This window comes from Polaromonas sp. P1_F4, assembly GCF_056405675.1.
Genome location: NZ_JBFUBP010000001.1, coordinates 75,598 through 91,442, shown reverse-complemented (window position 1 = coordinate 91,442; position 15,845 = coordinate 75,598). Strand labels below are relative to the sequence as shown.

Here is a 15,845-nt window from a genome sequence, read left to right as displayed (position 1 = left end):
AGCAATTGCGCCCGGTTTTAGCTTCAGCATGACAAGCCCTTCGGGCAATTGTCAGCTTCCGCTGAAACTCTCTTGCGAGAGTTTTTTGTTGCCGCCAGGCAGCGAAAGCCGGTCCAGTCCAAGCGCCTTCTGTTCTTCAACAGTTTTTTCAAAGGCTTGGGAATCATGGAAATCTTCGACTACGACAACATTCTGCTGCTGCCGCGCAAATGCCGCGTGGAAAGCCGTTCTGAGTGCGACGCCAGCGCGACGCTGGGCGGCCGCAGCTTCCGCATCCCGGTGGTGCCGGCCAACATGAAGACCGTCATCAATGAGGAGATCTGCGCCTGGATGGCGAAGAACGGCTACTTCTACGTGATGCACCGCTTCGACCTGGACAACGTGCAGTTCGTCAAAGACATGAAGGCCCGCGGCGCCTACGCCTCGATATCCCTGGGCGTGAAAAAACCCGACTACGACACGGTGGACCGCCTGGCCGCCGAGGGCCTGGTGCCCGACTACATCACCATCGACATCGCACACGGCCATGCCGACACGGTGCAGAAGATGATCGCCTACCTCAAACAGAAGCTGCCTGCGTCCTTCGTGATCGCCGGCAACGTGGGCACGCCCGAAGCCGTGATCGACCTGGAAAACTGGGGCGCCGACGCGACCAAGGTTGGCATCGGCCCCGGCAAGGTTTGCATCACCAAAATGAAAACCGGTTTCGGCACCGGCGGCTGGCAACTGTCGGCACTCAAGTGGTGTGCCCGCGTGGCGACCAAACCCATCATTGCCGACGGCGGCATCCGCGAACACGGCGACATCGCCAAGTCGGTGCGATTCGGCGCGACCATGGTGATGATCGGCTCCATGCTGGCGGGCCTGGAAGAAAGCCCGGGCAAGACCGTCGAGGTGGACGGCAAGCTCTTCAAGGAATACTACGGCAGCGCCTCGGACTTCAACAAGGGCGAGTACAAGCACGTCGAAGGCAAGCGCATCCTGGAGCCGGTCAAGGGCACGCTGGCCGACACCTTGCGCGAGATGGAAGAAGACATCCAGAGCTCCATCAGTTATGCCGGCGGCACGAAGCTGCTGGACATCCGCAAGGTCAACTATGTGACCCTGGGCGGCGACAACGCCGGTGAACACCTGCTGATGTAGGCCGGTGGTAACAAATAGTAGCAAGGCCGGCTCCGGCGACAATAAGCCTTGTTCCTGAAGAGACTCACTCCCCTTGCCCACCGCAGCCATTGAAGTACGCCGGCCCTATTCCGGTGAAGAAGAATCCGCCCTCATGGACGCCGTCCAGGAGGCGTTGACCTCTGCGCTGAAAGTGCCGCTCTGGACGACCTCCATCCGGCTGGTTGTCCATGAGCCGCAGCGCTTTCGCGCGCCGCCGGACAAAGGCGACCGCTACACGCTGGTGACGATCGACTGCTTCGTCGGCCGATCCCTGGAAACAAAACGCGCCCTGTACCAGGCCATTGTGCAAAAGCTCGGGCTGTGCGGCATTCCCGCAGACCACGTGAAAGTGCTGCTGCGTGAAGCGTCGCGCGAAAACTGGGCGATCCGGGGCGGCCTGCCGGCGTCCGACGTGGTGCTGGAGTACGACGTCGATATCTAGGCTGGCTAGCTAACGCCGGCCAGCCGCCAGCAATTGCAATGCAAGCTGGTGCAGGCGGTGAGACGGCTCCGTCAGCGCCTCCAGGATGCTGAAATGGTTGCGCCCCAGATGGGATTCGCAGACCGGCACCACCCCGGCGCCCCAGGCCTGCTGGATCAACACGTTCTGGCGCAGGAACTCCGCGCTTTCATCGGCGCCGGCCACGCTGTACAAGGTGCCGCGGCTTGGTGCCGGCAGCAGGGCCGGGCTGGCCTTGAGCACCTGTTCAGGCGTGAGTTTCAGCGAATCCTTCAGGAAAGGCGTGTGGCGCATGGGTTCAAGGTCGTACAGGCCGGAAATCGACAAGGCATTTTTCAAAAGATCTGCCGGCAGGTCGCGGGCATAGGCCTGCCAGTCGCATGCCATCAGCATGGCTGCCAGGTGGCCGCCGGCTGAATGGCCCACCACCGTGATGCGGGATGGGTCCCCGCCGTAATGGGCAATATGGCGCCAGGTCCAGGCCAGCGCCGCCACCATCTGCATCGTGATCTGGGGAATGGTCACTGCGGGGCACAGCGCATAGTTCGGCACCACGACACAAGCGCCGGCCTGCGTAAAGGCCGGTGCCACAAAGGAATGGTCGGCCTTGTCGAGAGACCGCCAGTACCCTCCGTGAATGAACACCAGCACCGGCGTACCGGCCTGCCCGTGGGTGCCGCCATGGGTGGCGAAATCACCCCCCGGAAACACGTCGAGCATTTCACCCGCATGGTTGCCATAGGGAATATCGATCTGGCAGGGCACGCGCTTGCGAATGGCCTGCGAGCTGTCAGCCCAGCGAGCGAAATACACCCCGTGGTCCGGTACCAAAGCCCGGTTGTTGTACATGCGGTCAAGCCAGGCGGGATCGGGCTGGGTCATTGTTCTTCTCCTGAAAGTGTCAAAACGGCTTCAATGGGTGCCATCTTGGCACAGCCCGGCCACCCGCAGCCATTTCCGGGTAAACCCGCAATTTCACGCCTTTGATAGCGGTGTATTCTGTATACAGAGTACGAATATGCCGCAACAACTGATCAAAATCGAATCCACTCCCGACCTCGTCGACCAGGTCTACCGCAGCCTGCTGGACGCCATCAGCGAAGGTTCGCTGGCACCGGGTGCGCGCATCATGCAGGAGGACATTGCCGAGCAACTCGCGGTGTCGCGACAACCGGTGCTGCAGGCTTTGCGCCTCTTGAAAAAAGACGGCTTTGTACTGGACGCCCCGGGGCGCGGCGTGCTGGTGGCGCCACTGGACGTGGCATGGCTGGTACAGATCTACCAGGTGCGCAGCGCACTCGATGCGCTGGCCGCCCGGCTGGCCGCGCAAGGCCGCTGCCGGCTCGACCCGCAACTGATCGGCCAGGGCCGCAAGGCCGCGCGCGGCCACGACGTCAAGGCCATGATGGCGGCCGACGCGCAATTTCACGCGGCCATTTACGCCGCCTCAGGCAACCCGCTGATCGCCCAGAGCGCGCAGCTGCACTGGCACCACATCCGCCGCGCCATGGGTGCTGTGTTGCAGGTCTCGACCATGCGGGAATCGATCTGGGATGAGCACGAAGCCATTGCCGAGGCCATCGCGGCCGGTGATGAAACCCGGGCCGAAGCACTGATCCGCGAGCATGGCGAGGAAGCGGGCCACAACCTGGCAAACCTGCTGTCCAGCGCACTCAGCCAGACCGGCGCTCGCGCAGCGCCCTGACACCCGACAACACACACCAGGAGACATGCGATGAAACTGACCCCGGAGCAACTCGCGCAATTCGACCGCGACGGCTACCTGTTTTTCCCCGGCCTCTTCACGCCCGAAGAAACCCGCGTGCTCAACGAGGCCGTGCCTGAGCTCTACAGCCGGCGCGAAGACTACAACGTGCGTGAAAAAGGCAAGGACGCGGTGCGCACCAATTTCGCCGCGCACATGTACAGCGAGCCATTCGCGCGGCTCGCGCGGCACCCACGCATGATCGAACCGGTGGAAGACCTGCTGGGCGAAAAACTCTACATGCACCAGTTCAAGATCAACGGCAAGATGGCGTTTGAAGGCGACGTCTGGCAGTGGCACCAGGACTACGGCACCTGGCTCAATGACGACATGATGCCGACCGAGCGCGCGATGAACGTGGCCATCTTCATGGACGACGTGACCGAGCACAACGGCCCACTGATGTTCATCCCCGGCAGCCACAAAAAAGGCGTGGTCGATGCGAAGCACGACCTGACGACCACCAGCTACCCGCTCTGGACGGTGGACAACGATTTGATCCGCCAGCTGGTGCAACGCGCCGGTGGAAAGCAAGGTGGTATCGTCAGCCCCAAGGGCCCGGCAGGCTCGATGATCCTCTTTCACTCCTGCCTGGTGCACGCCTCGGGCAGCAACCTCTCACCCTTCAACCGTGTCAGCGTCTACCTGAGCCTGTGCGCGGTGAGCAATCACATCCGTCGCCACAAACGCCCCGAATACATCGCGCACCGCGACTTCACGCCGATCGAATGCCTGCCCGACGACTGCCTGCTCAAAGACTACCCGGTGGATCTGCCGTGGAAGGACGGTGTGCCCGCCACGGCGTTGCAGACGTCGATGGAAGAGATTGCGCCTGAGCGCAAGGCGGCCTGAATTCATGAACCTCTATACAAAACTCCAGCAGCGCGCGGCCGAAGGCAAACCGGTGCGCATCGGCCTTATAGGCGCCGGCAAATTCGGCTCCATGTACCTGGCGCAAGTTCCACGGACGCCTGGCGTACACCTGGTGGCGATTGCCGACCTGTCGCCTGACGCGGCGCGCACCAACCTCGCCCGTGTGGGTTGGAATCCGGCTCTAGCCCAGGCAGAATCTTCGCAAGCAGCTATCAAAACAGGAGCAACCTGGATCACCGACGACTGGCAGGCAGTGGTGACGCATCCGCAGATCGACATCATTGTGGAATGCACCGGCAATCCGATCGCGGCGGTAGAGCATTGCCTGAAAGCCTTTGCGCACGGCAAGCATGTGGTCAACGTCACGGTAGAAGCCGATGCCTTTTGCGGCCCGCTGCTGGCGCGCAAGGCCGCAGAGGCCGGCGTGGTGTATTCGCTGGCTTTCGGTGACCAGCCGGCGCTGATCTGCGACCTGGTGGACTGGGCGCGCACCTGCGGCTTCCCGGTGGTGGCGGCAGGACGCGGCCACAAATGGCTGCCGCATTTTTGCGAATCAACACCCGAAACCGTGTGGGGCAACTACGGCCTCACGCCCGAACAGGCCGCGCGCGGCGGGCTCAACCCAAAGATGTTCAACAGCTTTCTCGACGGCTCCAAGCCCTCCATCGAATCGACTGCTGTGGCCAACGCCACGGGCCTGACCGTGCCCAGCAATGGCCTGCTTTACCCGCCGGCCAGCGTGGAAGACATTCCCTACGTGACACGCCCCATCAGTGAAGGCGGCGTGCTCGAGCACAAAGGCATGGTCGAAGTGATCTCGTCACTGGAGGCCAACGGCCGCAAGATTCCGTACGACATCCGCATGGGCGTCTGGGTCACGGTAGAGGCCGAAACGGACTACATCAAGAACTGCTTTGAGGAATACAACGCCCACACCGACCCGAGCGGGCGTTACTTCACCTTGTACAAGCGCTGGCACCTGATCGGGCTGGAAGTCGGCGTGTCGGTGGCCAGTGTGGCGCTGCGTGGTGAACCCACCGGCGTGGCGACTTGCTGGAACGCTGACGTGGTGGCCACGGCCAAACGCGACCTGCAGCCCGGCGACATGCTGGACGGCGAAGGCGGCTATACCGTGTGGGGCAAGCTGCTACCGGCCGACACCTCGATGAAGATGGGCGGGCTGCCGCTGGGCCTGGCGCATAACGTCAAGGTCGTGCGCGCGGTCAAGAAAGGCCAGAGTCTGAGCTGGGCCGATGTGGCGATGGACACATCGACCCACGCCTGGAAAGTGCGCCAGGAGATGGAAAGCATGTTTGTGCCGGCGATGAAAAAAGCCGCCTAGAAAGCTGCCTGACAGCCTTCTACCCGCCGGTTCCTTCATGATGGTTCAACGCCATTCCGAGGACATGAATTGACCATCACAAGTGACACCCCCCTGCCCCGCATCGCGTTTTTGGGCATGGGCATCATGGGTCTGCCCATGGCCAGGCGCCTGTGCGAAGCGGGCTACACACTGCAGGCATGGAACCGCACGCCGGGCAAGGCCGGCCCGCTGGCGGCGCTAGGCGCCACGCAACACACACAAGCCAGCACCGCAGTGGCCGCTGCCGATATCGTCATCAGCATGCTCGAAAGCGGCCCGGTGGTGGAAGACGTGCTGTTCACGCAGGGCGTGGCCGCCGCGATGAAACAGGGCGCGCTCTTTCTGGACATGGCCTCCATCCAGCCGCGCGAAGCACGCGACCATGCGGCCCGCCTGGGCGCATTGGGCATTGCCCATGTGGATGCGCCGGTTTCAGGCGGCCCGGGCGGCGCGCAAAGCGGCACGCTGGCCATCATGGCCGGCGGCAAGGCGGAAGATTTTGCGCGGGCCCTGCCTGTACTCAAGCACCTCGGCCACGCCGTTCACGTGGGCCCGCACGGCAGCGGCCAGCTCACCAAGCTGGCCAACCAGATGATTGTGGGCATCACCATAGGCGCTGTAGCCGAGGCGTTGCTGTTCACCGCGCGCGGTGGGGCCGACATGGCCAAAGTCAAGGAAGCGATTACCGGCGGCTTTGCCGACAGCCGCGTGCTGCAGCTGCACGGCCAGCGCATGCTGGAGCGCGACTTCGCGCCGCGCGCCCGCATGGACATCCAGCTCAAGGACATACGCAATGCGCTGGCCACCGCACAGGAGATCGGCTTTGAAGCGCCCGTGACAGCCCTGTTTGAAAAGCTCTATGCCGAAGGCGTTGAAAACGGCCTCACCGACCTGGACCAGTCGGCGTTGTTTGTCGAGCTGGCCAGCCGCAACGGCATGAGCTGACTTGCGCTGCCCATGCAGGCATGCCGGCAATTTCTCATAAAAATGGCCTGCAAGCCAATGACAACGAGCGCAAGCAGCTATTGAATTCATAGCAATCCGCACGATGCGAACCGGTGACGCCCATGAAAAATGCCGCTGCAGATTGCTCCGCAGCGGCATTTTTCTGAGGCGGCCACCAGGGACCGTCCTTTAGCGTTCAGTCACGCGCTGGCTTGGAAAACTTGCCGGCCTTCTTGGCCGCATCGCGGGGCACAAACACCTTGCCTGCGGGTTTGGCAAAGCCGCCTGGCTTGCGATTGGCAAAGTCAGGGCGCGGTGCAAAGCCTTCGTTGCGGGCGCCGAAGTTGCGGTCTTCACGCGGGGCGAAACCGGTATTGTTGCCGCCACCAAAGCCACGGTCATCCTGGCGGCGCGGGCCGCGGTCATTGAAACCGGAACGGTCGCCATAACCACCTTGTGGTCCAGGAGCGCGGCCCTGGAAGGGAGCGCGGTCGTCACGGTCGTTGTGACGGGGTGCGCCGAAGCCGCCACCGCCGAAACCACCGCCAGCACCACCACCAAAGCCACCTGCCGGCTTGCGGCCGGCATAGCCGCCGCGATCACCACCACCGCCGCCGAAGCTGCGGCCACCGCGGTCGCCGCGATCACCGCCGAAGTTGCCGCGTGGGCGGTCGGAGGTCGGGGCAAAGCGCTGCTGTGGCTCCAGACCGGCGATCACGCTGGGCTTGAGGTTCTGCTGCATGTAGTGCTCGATGTCCTGGATCTTGCGGCGATCGCGGAATTCGGCAATCGTGATCGCCTGGCCTTCGCGCCCGGCACGGCCGGTACGGCCGATGCGGTGCACATAGTCTTCGGCTTTCATCGGCAGGCCGTAGTTGATCACGTGGGTGATCGACGGAACGTCCAGGCCGCGGGCAGCCACGTCGGTCGCGACCAGAATCTGGACGCGGCCATCGCGGAAAGCCATCAGGCGGCGGTTGCGCAGGCCCTGGCCCAGCGCGCCGTGCAGCGCCACAGCGCTGAAACCTTCCTGCACCAGGTCATTGGCCAGGCCGTCGCATTCAACCTGGGTGCAGGCAAACACGATCGACTGGTTCATGGTGGTGTCGCGCAGCGAATGATCCAGCAGCTTGCGCTTGTGGGTCATGTTGTCGGCCCACAGCAGCGACTGGGTGATCGACGCATGTTTTTCATGCGGCGAGTCGATCTCAACACGCTGCGGCTGGCGCATCACGCGCGTGGCCAGTTGCATGATGCGCGGCGCAAACGTGGCGCTGAACATCATGGTTTGCTTGCGCTCGATCGTGAGCTGGTTGACTTCGGTCAGGTCATCGGCAAAGCCGAGGTCCAGCATGCGGTCGGCTTCGTCGACGACCAGGAACTGCACCTGGTCCAGCTTGATCTGCATGCTGCGCTGCAGGTCGAGCAGGCGGCCGGGGGTGGCTACCACGAGGTCGGCATTTTGCAGCTTGGCAATTTGCAGCTGGTAAGGAATACCGCCCACCACGTTGGCAATGCGCAGGCCGCGGCAATGGCGAACCAGGTCGATGGCGTCGGCGCAAACCTGCTGGGCCAATTCACGCGTCGGGCACAGGATCAGTGCGCCGGGCGTGGCTGCCTTGAAGTTGCGCGGGCTGGTCGGGTCCTTGCGCTTGGGTTTTTTCAGGGGTGCTTCGCCGCGGGCTACGGCTTCTGCGCTCAGGCGTTCAAATTCGGAACGCTCAAAGCGCTCGGCTTCTTCCTGCTGTTTCAGCAGGGTGTGCAGCACGGGCAGCAGAAAGGCTGCGGTCTTGCCGCTACCGGTCTGGCTGGAAACCAGCAGGTCGGTGAATTTGGCTTTGGGGTCGCTTTTGGCGTCGTGGTCCAGGGCCTGCATGGCCTTGGGAATGGTGGCCATCTGCACGGACGTCGGCTGGGTAAAACCCATGTCGGCGACAGCTTGCAGGAGTTCCTTGGCCAGGCCCAGCTTCACGAAACCATTGGGTTCGGCTACTACGGCTTCCAGGGAGGTGGGAGCCATCGAAGGCTCGTCCGAAGAGAAGTCCGGAATCACGTGGATCACGGCTTCAGCGGTGGTATCAATATTTGTGTCGGGCAAAACGTCGCCACGAGCCTCAAAAGAGTCAGTCATGTTTTTCTCACTAATCACCTGTGCGCAACGCTTTTGGCGAGGGAACAGGAAACTTCACCCCCGCGATGCGGAGGATTCGTTCATGGTTAATAAAACATCAACCATCAAACGAATATGCGGTCCAGGCAGCAGAAATGTGCCCGAAGCGGTGACTCCGTTATTGGAGTCAAAAGTGTGAGGTAGATGTACAAATGCAGGGCACCCAGTGCACTGCAAGCCCACGATTATAGCGTGCTTTGCGGGTTTCTACCAGTCCCCCTGACCAAACGAGTCCATTGCGGCTTCCTGCCGCAGCCGCATGCACGCTGATTTGCTATCATTTCAATAGCTTCTTGCGCCCGTCCTGCCTCGCCAAATCCCAAAAAAGGCTTAAGCCACGTTCACTTCAGAAAGTGTTGCCGGTAGTGCTCAAGCTCGTCAATCGACTCATGCACATCGGCCAGGGCGGTATGGCTCTGGCGCTTTTTGAAGGCGCTGTAAACCTCGGGACTCCAGCGCTTGGCCAGTTCCTTGAAGGTGCTGACGTCAACGTTGCGGTAGTGCAGGAAGGCTTCGAGTTTGGGCATGTACTTGACCAGGAAGCGCCTGTCCTGGCTGATCGTGTTGCCGCACAGCGGCGAAACACCCTTGGGAACGTATCGGGCCAAAAAAGCCAGAATCTGCGCTTCAGCATCTGCCTCGTCCACGGTGCTGGCCTTGACCTTGTCGATCAGGCCGCTGCGCCCGTGGGTGCCTTTGTTCCAGTTGTCCATCTGATCCAGCAACTCGTCGGTCTGGTGGATCGCCAGAACCGGGCCTTCAACGCGCGGCGTGAGTTGTGGGCCCGTGACGATGACGGCGATTTCGATCAGGCGCTCTTTTTCCGGGTCGAGGCCGGTCATTTCGCAGTCCAGCCAGACGAGGTTCTGGTCTGATTTTTTAAGTAGGGGTTCAGTTTCAGGCATCTTGCGATTCTCGCTGATCGCCTAAACTGCCAGCCATGACTGACTATTCGCTTGTTTTCACCGGGGTGTTTTCTGCCTTTTTGGTGCTGGGGCTGCTCACGAAGTTCTACCTGGCTTCGCGGCAGATCCGCCATGTGGCACGGAACCGCAATGTCGTGCCCGCTGCTTTTGCGGCCACGATTTCGCTGCAGGCGCATCAGAAGGCCGCCGACTACACCATCGCCAAGGCACGCTTTGGCATGCTGGAAATGGCCTTCGCCGCCGCCGTGCTGCTGGGCTGGACGCTGCTGGGCGGCATCGACACGCTGAACCAGGCGATAGCCGGTTCGGGCCTGGCCGCCTGGGGCGCGCTGGTGCCGCAGCTGACCCTGCTGGCCGCCTTTGGCCTCATCAGCGGTTTGCTCGACCTGCCCTTCACCCTGTACAGCACTTTCCGCATTGAAGAACGTTTCGGCTTCAACAAGATGACCCTGAAACTTTGGCTGGCCGACCTGGTGAAGTCGACGCTGGTCGGCATCGTCATCGGCCTGCCCATCGTGGCGCTCATCCTGTGGCTGATGGGCAGCGCGGGAAGCCTGTGGTGGCTATGGGCCTGGGGCGCCTGGATGGGTTTTAACCTGCTGGTGCTGGTGCTCTACCCCACCGTCGTCGCGCCGATGTTCAATAAGTTCAAACCGCTCGAAGACGAAACGCTGAAGGCGCGCGTGACAGCGCTGATGCAGCGCTGCGGCTTTGCGGCGAAAGGCCTCTTCGTGATGGACGGCAGCAAACGCTCGGCCCACGCCAATGCCTATTTCACCGGCTTCGGCGCAGCCAAGCGCGTGGTGTTCTACGACACCCTGCTCAAACAGTTGAACCCCGGTGAAGTGGATGCCGTGCTCGCGCATGAGCTGGGCCATTTCAAGCACAAGCACATCATCAAACGCATCGTCTCAATGTTTGCCATGAGCCTGGCCGGTTTTGCCTTGCTGGGCTGGGTGTCGTCACAGGTCTGGTTCTACACCGGCCTGGGCGTGCGGCCCAACCTCACCGGCGCCAACGACGCGCTGGCGCTGCTGCTCTTTTTGCTGGTGGTGCCGCTCTTCAGCTTCTTCATCTCGCCAGTATTTGCGCAGTTCTCGCGTAAACACGAGTTCGAGGCCGACGCCTATGCCGTGGCACAGACGGACGGCAAGGATTTGCAGAGCGCCCTGCTCAAGCTCTACCAGGACAATGCCAGCACCCTCACGCCCGACCCGGTATTTGTGAAGTTTTACTATTCGCATCCGCCCGCCTCCGAACGGCTGGGCCGCATGATCCCTTCTGTTGAAAGCACCGCGACATGAGCAACCCCATCCACCAAAACCGCCGCGCCCTGAGCGCCACGGAAATCGTCACCCAGCTGAGCAAGCTCAATGGCGAGCAGGCCCTGGGCTGGCGCCTGATTGACGGGTCGCTGGAAAAAACCTACAGCTTCAAGAACTACTACGAGACCATCGCCTTCGTCAACGCACTGGCTTTCATTGCCAACGCCGAAGACCATCACCCCGACCTGGCCGTGAGCTACGGCAAATGCACGGTGCGTTTCAACACGCACGACGTCGATGGTGTCTCTGTCAGTGATTTTTTCTGTGCGTCGAAGGTTGACGCCTTGCTGGCTTGAGCAAACCGGCACGCCCTGCCGCCGCGCCCATCGCAGGCACGCGGCCCGGGCTGGTGGTGGCGGGTTTTGGCCGCCATGTGCTGGTAGAAACCGACACCGGCGAACGCCTCATCTGCCACCCGCGCGGCAAAAAAAGCCAGGCCGTGGTGGGAGACCGCATTCGCTGGCTGCCTTCCGAAGACGAAGGCACCATCGAGAAAATTGAAGAGCGCAGCAACCTGTTTTACCGGCAGGATGAGATGCGCACCAAGTCCTTCGCCGCCAACCTCGACCAGGTGCTGATCCTCATCGCAGCCGAGCCAGAGTTCTCGGAAAGCCAGCTGACCCGCGCGTTGATTGCCGCTGAAGCCGAGGGCATCACCCCCATCATCGCCCTGAACAAAAGCGACCTCACCGAGCCTTTCGGGCGCGCCTGGGCCAAGCTGGCACCCTACCGGGCCATGGGCTACAGAATGCTCTCGCTGGCCATCAAGCCCAAAACAGCGACAAGCGGGCCGGCCGATGCCCCGCATCCGGAATTGCAGGAACTGACGGATTTGTTGCGGGACAAGAAGACGCTGGTGCTGGGACCTTCGGGTGCCGGTAAAAGCAGCCTGACCAACCTGCTGGTGCCCGATGCACGGGTGCTGACGGCGGAAATATCGCAGGCCCTGAATTCAGGCAAACACACCACCACCAGTACCACGCTGTATTGGGTGAATACCGGCACGGGCAACCAGAGGACCACTGCGCTGATCGACTCGCCGGGCTTTCAGGAGTTCGGGCTGCACCACATTGACCCAGTGCAGCTGGCCAACTACATGCCCGACCTCAAGGCGCACGCCCAAGACTGCAAGTTCTACAACTGCACCCACCTGCATGAGCCGGGTTGTGGCGTGATTTCAAAGGTCAAATCGGGCCCCAGCCCAGACGGAATCAGCGCGAGCCGCTATCGTTTGTATAGCGAATTGTTTGCCGAACTGTCGCAACCCCGCTATTGACGGAATTGACGGGCAGCGGCTGGCCGGGCAATAACGTCAGGCCTTGAGCAGCTCGCGGCAGGCCTGCACCAGTGCCTCACATTGCGCCGGTGTGCCCACGCTGATGCGTAAATGCTGATCGATGCGTGCTTGCCTGAAGTGCCGCACCAGGATGTTTTTCTCGCGCAAGCCGACCGCGAAGGCCGCTGCGTCGTGGCCAGGATGACCAGCCAGCACGAAGTTGGCTTGCGAGGGCAAGACGTCAAAGCCCAGGCCTTGCAGCTGCCGGCTTAACAGATCGCGGCTCTGGATCACGGCCGTGCAGGTCGCTTCAAAATAAGCACGGTCCTCGTAAGCGGCCACGGCGCCGGCGATGGCCAGGCGATCCAGCGGATAGGAGTTGAAGCTGTCTTTCACGCGCTCAAGGGCTTCGATCAGGTGGCGCTGGCCGGCGGCAAAACCAACGCGCAACCCGGCCAGCGAGCGCGACTTGGACAGCGTGTGCACCACCAGCAGGTTGGGATAGCGCGCAATCAGTCCGATGGCGGTTTCACCGCCGAAATCCACATAGGCCTCGTCTACCAGTACAACCCGCTCGGGCTGTTGCTGCAGCAATTGCTCGATCTGCGCCAGTGGCAGCCCGGTGCCGGTGGGCGCATTCGGGTTGGCAATCACCACGCCTGCGCATGGTGCGGTGTAATCCGCCACATTGATGCGCAGAGACGCATCCAGCGGCACGAGCCCGGCCTCAATGCCATAGAGCCCACAGTACACCTTGTAAAAGCTGTAGCTGACATCCGGCATCAACAGCGGCTGGCCGTGGCGGAAAAATGCGCAGAAAGCGTGCGCCAGCACTTCATCCGAACCATTGCCGGCAAACACCTGATCAGGATCTATGCCGTGGCAGCCGGCAATCGCCCGCCTGAGTGCGTTGGCCTGCGGGTCGGGATAAAGCTGCAGGCCGTTTTGAGCCGCTGCCGTGATGGCGGCAACGACACGGGGCGACGGTGGGTAAGGGTTCTCGTTGGTGTTGAGCTTGACCAGGTCCGCAACGCCGGGCTGCTCCCCCGGCACATACGGCACAAGACCGCGCACCGCAGGGCTCCAGAAGGATTGCCCGAAGGGCAAGGCGGAAGGCGGGCTGCCGCTCATCCGAGCAGGCGTGCCAGGGTCAGCAGCGCCAGCAAGACCATCCACAGGACCACGGAACGCCACACCAGCCCCACGATGCTTCGCAGGTGCGCCACTTCGGGTTCACGGCCAGGCGTGGCTTCTGTGGCGATGCCGTCTTCCGCGTCCAGGCCACCCGCCTGGAAACTTTGCGAGGTGTCCGCTGAAAACGTGGTCTTGAGCGCTTCGCCGCCCAGGCGCACGTTCACGGCACCGGACGTAGCAGCCAGGATGATCCCGTCGTTGCGGTTTTCAGAGGCCGAAGGTGTGCCAACCGGAAACCGGTGCGTGTAGTTGCGCCAGGCATCAATGGCGTCTTCAAAACTGCCGACCACCGCGAAACCCAGCGAGGTGACACGGGCAGGCACAAAATCGATCACGCCCCAGGCACGGCTTGCGGCGAGCTGCAGCGCCGTACTGGCGCCCTCGCCTGCCGCGGCGGCGGTCCTTCTTTTATAGGCCCAGTAGCGTGAAACGAACTCGCTCATGCGGTAGAGCACGGCGCCCGCGGGCCCCAGCCCCAGCGCAGCAAGCACCGAAAACCAGCCCAGCACGCCGAACACATGGCGGTGCGCGGCCAGCACCGAATATTCAATCACGTGGCGGACGATTTCGCTGCGCGGAAGCTCGCTCGCATCGACCTGGCGCCACTGCGCCAGCAATTCGCGCGCTGTCGTTTCGTCGCCGTCATCCAGCGCATCGCGTATGTCCGTGAAGTAGTGGCTGAACTGCCGGAAGCCCAGCGTGACATAGAGGATTGCCACGTTCCACGCAAAAGCCAGCACGGGATTGATGGTCCACAGCAGCCAGTGAATCAGGAAGGTGACCAGCGCCGGCACCAGCACGGCGACCGTCCATGCGATCCAGCCATGGTGCGGTTTGCCGGCATCCAGGCTGCGATTAGTCCAGCGCGCCCAGCCCCGGAATCCCGCATGAATCCAGTTGCCGCGGGCCAGCGGACGGGCCTGTTCGATGATGAGTGCAAACAAAACGGCAAAAAAGCTCATGAGGAATCATAACTTGGCCCCCACGGTCGCTCACTTCGTGTAGCTCCCTGCCCCCCGAGGGGGCCGCCCGCCTGCGGTCTGGCATAGCCAGCCCCGCGGCTCATGCTGGCTTGCAGAATTCTTTGGGGCGCTGCCAGCGTGGGCCGTCCAAGCGGGGGCCGCGGAACCGGCTTCGCCGGGCCGCAGGCGCCGCCCCCTAGAGGGGGGAACGGACTACACGAAGTGAGTCCGGACAGGGGTGCTAGGCCACCAGAAAACGATAGAGATTACGCAGCATGCCGGCCGTCGCGCCCCAGATATAGCGCTCCCTGGCCTCGTTGCCATCACCTTCCATGGAGGGGTCGAAGTACGGCATCGAAAGCCATTGGCGCAGGGCGCCGTCGAACTCCATCTCGTGGCGGCGATGGTTGGCCGGGTTCATCAGGTAGCCCAGCGGCACCTCGAAGACATCTGCGACTTCACCGGGGTTGGGCTGCAGCACGAAGCCGGGCTTTACCAGCGCCACGACCGGTGTGATGATGAAAGCGGTGCCGGTGACGTAGGTCGGCAAGGTGCCCAGCACCTCCACATGGTCGCGCGGCAAGCCGACCTCCTCGTGCGCTTCCCGCAGCGCGGTGTCCACTGCATCGCGGTCGGCCTCATCCGTGCGGCCGCCGGGCAAGGCGACCTGGCCTGAGTGCGTGGACAGGTTGGTGGTCCGCTCCGTCAGCAGCAGTGTCAGCTCGTCCCGCATGACCAGCGGAATCAGCACCGCAGCCAGCGCAGGCGTGCGGTCGGTAAATTTCTTTTCAACGCTGTGTTCGGGTGTCCAAACAGGCGGATGCCGAAAACGCTGGCGCAGCGCTTCCGGCGAAAGATGCGCAGAAGGGACGCCCGCCAGATGGTCATCAATACCCAGCACCGGGATGCTGCGGGGGTCAAACTTCGGCAGGGGCCGGGTGTTGTTCATGGAATGAGAGGTTAGCAGGCAAAAAAAAGCCGCTCGACAGAGCGGCTTTTCAGGGCGGAGGTGCTTTTAGGCAGCCTTGGCGCCCAGCTTTTCCTTGATACGTGCGGATTTGCCGCTGCGGCTACGCAGGTAGTACAGCTTGGCACGACGCACATCACCACGGCGCTTGACTTCAATCTTCGCGATCAGCGGGCTGTAAACCTGGAACGTACGTTCCACGCCTTCGCCGTTGGAGATCTTGCGAACGATAAAGCTGGAATTGAGGCCGCGATTGCGCTTGGCAATCACCACACCTTCAAAAGCCTGCACACGTTTACGCGTACCTTCCACCACATTGACGCTGACGATCACGGTGTCGCCGGGAGCGTAAACGGGAATGGTCTTGTTCAAGCGGGCGATTTCTTCCTGCTCAAGGGTCTGGATCAGATTCATGATTTTTCCATCTAACTTCTTCGCTCATACACGCGCTACGC

16 protein-coding genes are annotated in these 15,845 nt (G+C 62.2%); 9 read left to right on the top strand and 7 right to left on the bottom strand.

The window, feature by feature from the left end; genetic code table 11:
- Positions 1 to 165 precede the first annotated feature (165 nt).
- Complete coding sequence (locus tag AC1DYQ_RS00465) at positions 166 to 1,143, top strand: GMP reductase (RefSeq protein ID WP_477646359.1); 978 nt, start codon at positions 166 to 168, stop codon at positions 1,141 to 1,143.
- A gap of 73 nt (positions 1,144 to 1,216) precedes the next feature.
- Complete coding sequence (locus tag AC1DYQ_RS00460) at positions 1,217 to 1,606, top strand: tautomerase family protein (protein WP_477646360.1); 390 nt, start codon at positions 1,217 to 1,219, stop codon at positions 1,604 to 1,606.
- A gap of 9 nt (positions 1,607 to 1,615) precedes the next feature.
- Here the strand turns inward: AC1DYQ_RS00460 and AC1DYQ_RS00455 are convergent, their stop codons facing one another.
- On the bottom strand, positions 1,616 to 2,506 hold the full coding sequence (locus AC1DYQ_RS00455) for an alpha/beta hydrolase (protein WP_477685123.1): 891 nt from the start codon (positions 2,504 to 2,506) through the stop codon (positions 1,616 to 1,618).
- 136 nt (positions 2,507 to 2,642) lie between these two features.
- On the opposite strand from AC1DYQ_RS00455, the gene AC1DYQ_RS00450 reads away from it, so the two are divergent.
- The 4 genes from AC1DYQ_RS00450 to AC1DYQ_RS00435 all read left to right on the top strand — a co-directional run bounded on the left by AC1DYQ_RS00450 (position 2,643) and on the right by AC1DYQ_RS00435 (position 6,570).
- Entirely contained in the window at positions 2,643 to 3,329 is a 687-nt protein-coding gene (locus AC1DYQ_RS00450; RefSeq protein ID WP_477685122.1) for a GntR family transcriptional regulator, read from the top strand.
- 30 nt (positions 3,330 to 3,359) lie between these two features.
- The gene (locus AC1DYQ_RS00445; protein WP_477685121.1) at positions 3,360 to 4,241 is read left to right on the top strand and encodes a phytanoyl-CoA dioxygenase family protein; all 882 of its coding nucleotides are present in this window, start codon (positions 3,360 to 3,362) and stop codon (positions 4,239 to 4,241) included.
- Between the two features lie 4 nt (positions 4,242 to 4,245).
- On the top strand, positions 4,246 to 5,604 hold the full coding sequence (locus tag AC1DYQ_RS00440) for an NAD(P)H-dependent oxidoreductase (RefSeq protein WP_477685120.1): 1,359 nt from the start codon (positions 4,246 to 4,248) through the stop codon (positions 5,602 to 5,604).
- A gap of 69 nt (positions 5,605 to 5,673) precedes the next feature.
- Positions 5,674 to 6,570, top strand: a complete 897-nt coding sequence (locus AC1DYQ_RS00435; RefSeq protein WP_477685119.1) for an NAD(P)-dependent oxidoreductase — start codon at positions 5,674 to 5,676, stop codon at positions 6,568 to 6,570.
- Between the two features lie 196 nt (positions 6,571 to 6,766).
- Here the strand turns inward: AC1DYQ_RS00435 and AC1DYQ_RS00430 are convergent, their stop codons facing one another.
- Together AC1DYQ_RS00430 and orn are read right to left on the bottom strand one after the other, a co-directional pair.
- Positions 6,767 to 8,701, bottom strand: a complete 1,935-nt coding sequence (locus AC1DYQ_RS00430; RefSeq protein ID WP_477685118.1) for a DEAD/DEAH box helicase — start codon at positions 8,699 to 8,701, stop codon at positions 6,767 to 6,769.
- 380 nt (positions 8,702 to 9,081) lie between these two features.
- A complete protein-coding gene (orn, locus tag AC1DYQ_RS00425; protein ID WP_477685117.1) occupies positions 9,082 to 9,645 on the bottom strand; it encodes an oligoribonuclease in 564 nt (187 codons plus the stop codon).
- Between the two features lie 35 nt (positions 9,646 to 9,680).
- Here orn and AC1DYQ_RS00420 point away from each other — a divergent pair, with 35 nt between their 5' ends.
- Genes AC1DYQ_RS00420 through rsgA form a run of 3 tightly spaced genes read left to right on the top strand, consistent with a single transcriptional unit; the run spans position 9,681 to position 12,267 of the window.
- Complete coding sequence (locus AC1DYQ_RS00420; RefSeq protein WP_477685116.1) at positions 9,681 to 10,970, top strand: M48 family metallopeptidase; 1,290 nt, start codon at positions 9,681 to 9,683, stop codon at positions 10,968 to 10,970.
- Positions 10,967 to 11,287 carry a 4a-hydroxytetrahydrobiopterin dehydratase gene (locus AC1DYQ_RS00415; RefSeq protein WP_436157846.1) on the top strand — a complete coding sequence of 107 codons (321 nt, stop codon included), beginning with the start codon at positions 10,967 to 10,969 and terminating at the stop codon, positions 11,285 to 11,287. Before AC1DYQ_RS00420 ends, AC1DYQ_RS00415 begins: the two co-directional genes overlap by 4 nt.
- Positions 11,284 to 12,267, top strand: coding sequence for a ribosome small subunit-dependent GTPase A (rsgA, locus tag AC1DYQ_RS00410; RefSeq protein ID WP_477685115.1), 984 nt, complete (start codon positions 11,284 to 11,286; stop codon positions 12,265 to 12,267). The genes AC1DYQ_RS00415 and rsgA overlap by 4 nt, the downstream gene beginning before the upstream one ends.
- A gap of 36 nt (positions 12,268 to 12,303) precedes the next feature.
- Here rsgA and hisC read toward each other — a convergent pair whose 3' ends face one another.
- The 4 genes from hisC to rplS all read right to left on the bottom strand — a co-directional run bounded on the left by hisC (position 12,304) and on the right by rplS (position 15,804).
- On the bottom strand, positions 12,304 to 13,398 hold the full coding sequence (hisC, locus tag AC1DYQ_RS00405; protein ID WP_477685114.1) for a histidinol-phosphate transaminase: 1,095 nt from the start codon (positions 13,396 to 13,398) through the stop codon (positions 12,304 to 12,306).
- Positions 13,395 to 14,423 (bottom strand): CobD/CbiB family protein, encoded by a 1,029-nt coding sequence (locus AC1DYQ_RS00400; RefSeq protein ID WP_457279969.1) that lies wholly within the window; start codon positions 14,421 to 14,423, stop codon positions 13,395 to 13,397. The genes hisC and AC1DYQ_RS00400 overlap by 4 nt, the downstream gene beginning before the upstream one ends.
- Positions 14,424 to 14,664: 241 nt before the next feature.
- Positions 14,665 to 15,372 carry a CoA pyrophosphatase gene (locus AC1DYQ_RS00395; protein WP_477685113.1) on the bottom strand — a complete coding sequence of 236 codons (708 nt, stop codon included), beginning with the start codon at positions 15,370 to 15,372 and terminating at the stop codon, positions 14,665 to 14,667.
- 66 nt (positions 15,373 to 15,438) lie between these two features.
- Complete coding sequence (rplS, locus tag AC1DYQ_RS00390; RefSeq protein ID WP_077595343.1) at positions 15,439 to 15,804, bottom strand: 50S ribosomal protein L19; 366 nt, start codon at positions 15,802 to 15,804, stop codon at positions 15,439 to 15,441.
- Between the last annotated feature and the right edge of the window lie 41 nt (positions 15,805 to 15,845).

Coding starts and splice junctions, on each gene's coding strand:
- AC1DYQ_RS00420 (WP_477685116.1), top strand. CDS start 9,681: ATGACTGACTATTCGCTTGTTTTCACCGGGGTGTTTTCTGCCTTTTTG.
- hisC (WP_477685114.1), bottom strand. CDS start 13,398: ATGAGCGGCAGCCCGCCTTCCGCCTTGCCCTTCGGGCAATCCTTCTGG.
- AC1DYQ_RS00415 (WP_436157846.1), top strand. CDS start 10,967: ATGAGCAACCCCATCCACCAAAACCGCCGCGCCCTGAGCGCCACGGAA.
- rplS (WP_077595343.1), bottom strand. CDS start 15,804: ATGAATCTGATCCAGACCCTTGAGCAGGAAGAAATCGCCCGCTTGAAC.
- AC1DYQ_RS00395 (WP_477685113.1), bottom strand. CDS start 15,372: ATGAACAACACCCGGCCCCTGCCGAAGTTTGACCCCCGCAGCATCCCG.
- AC1DYQ_RS00465 (WP_477646359.1), top strand. CDS start 166: ATGGAAATCTTCGACTACGACAACATTCTGCTGCTGCCGCGCAAATGC.
- AC1DYQ_RS00430 (WP_477685118.1), bottom strand. CDS start 8,701: ATGACTGACTCTTTTGAGGCTCGTGGCGACGTTTTGCCCGACACAAAT.
- AC1DYQ_RS00400 (WP_457279969.1), bottom strand. CDS start 14,423: ATGAGCTTTTTTGCCGTTTTGTTTGCACTCATCATCGAACAGGCCCGT.
- AC1DYQ_RS00445 (WP_477685121.1), top strand. CDS start 3,360: ATGAAACTGACCCCGGAGCAACTCGCGCAATTCGACCGCGACGGCTAC.
- AC1DYQ_RS00450 (WP_477685122.1), top strand. CDS start 2,643: ATGCCGCAACAACTGATCAAAATCGAATCCACTCCCGACCTCGTCGAC.
- orn (WP_477685117.1), bottom strand. CDS start 9,645: ATGCCTGAAACTGAACCCCTACTTAAAAAATCAGACCAGAACCTCGTC.
- AC1DYQ_RS00455 (WP_477685123.1), bottom strand. CDS start 2,506: ATGACCCAGCCCGATCCCGCCTGGCTTGACCGCATGTACAACAACCGG.
- AC1DYQ_RS00440 (WP_477685120.1), top strand. CDS start 4,246: ATGAACCTCTATACAAAACTCCAGCAGCGCGCGGCCGAAGGCAAACCG.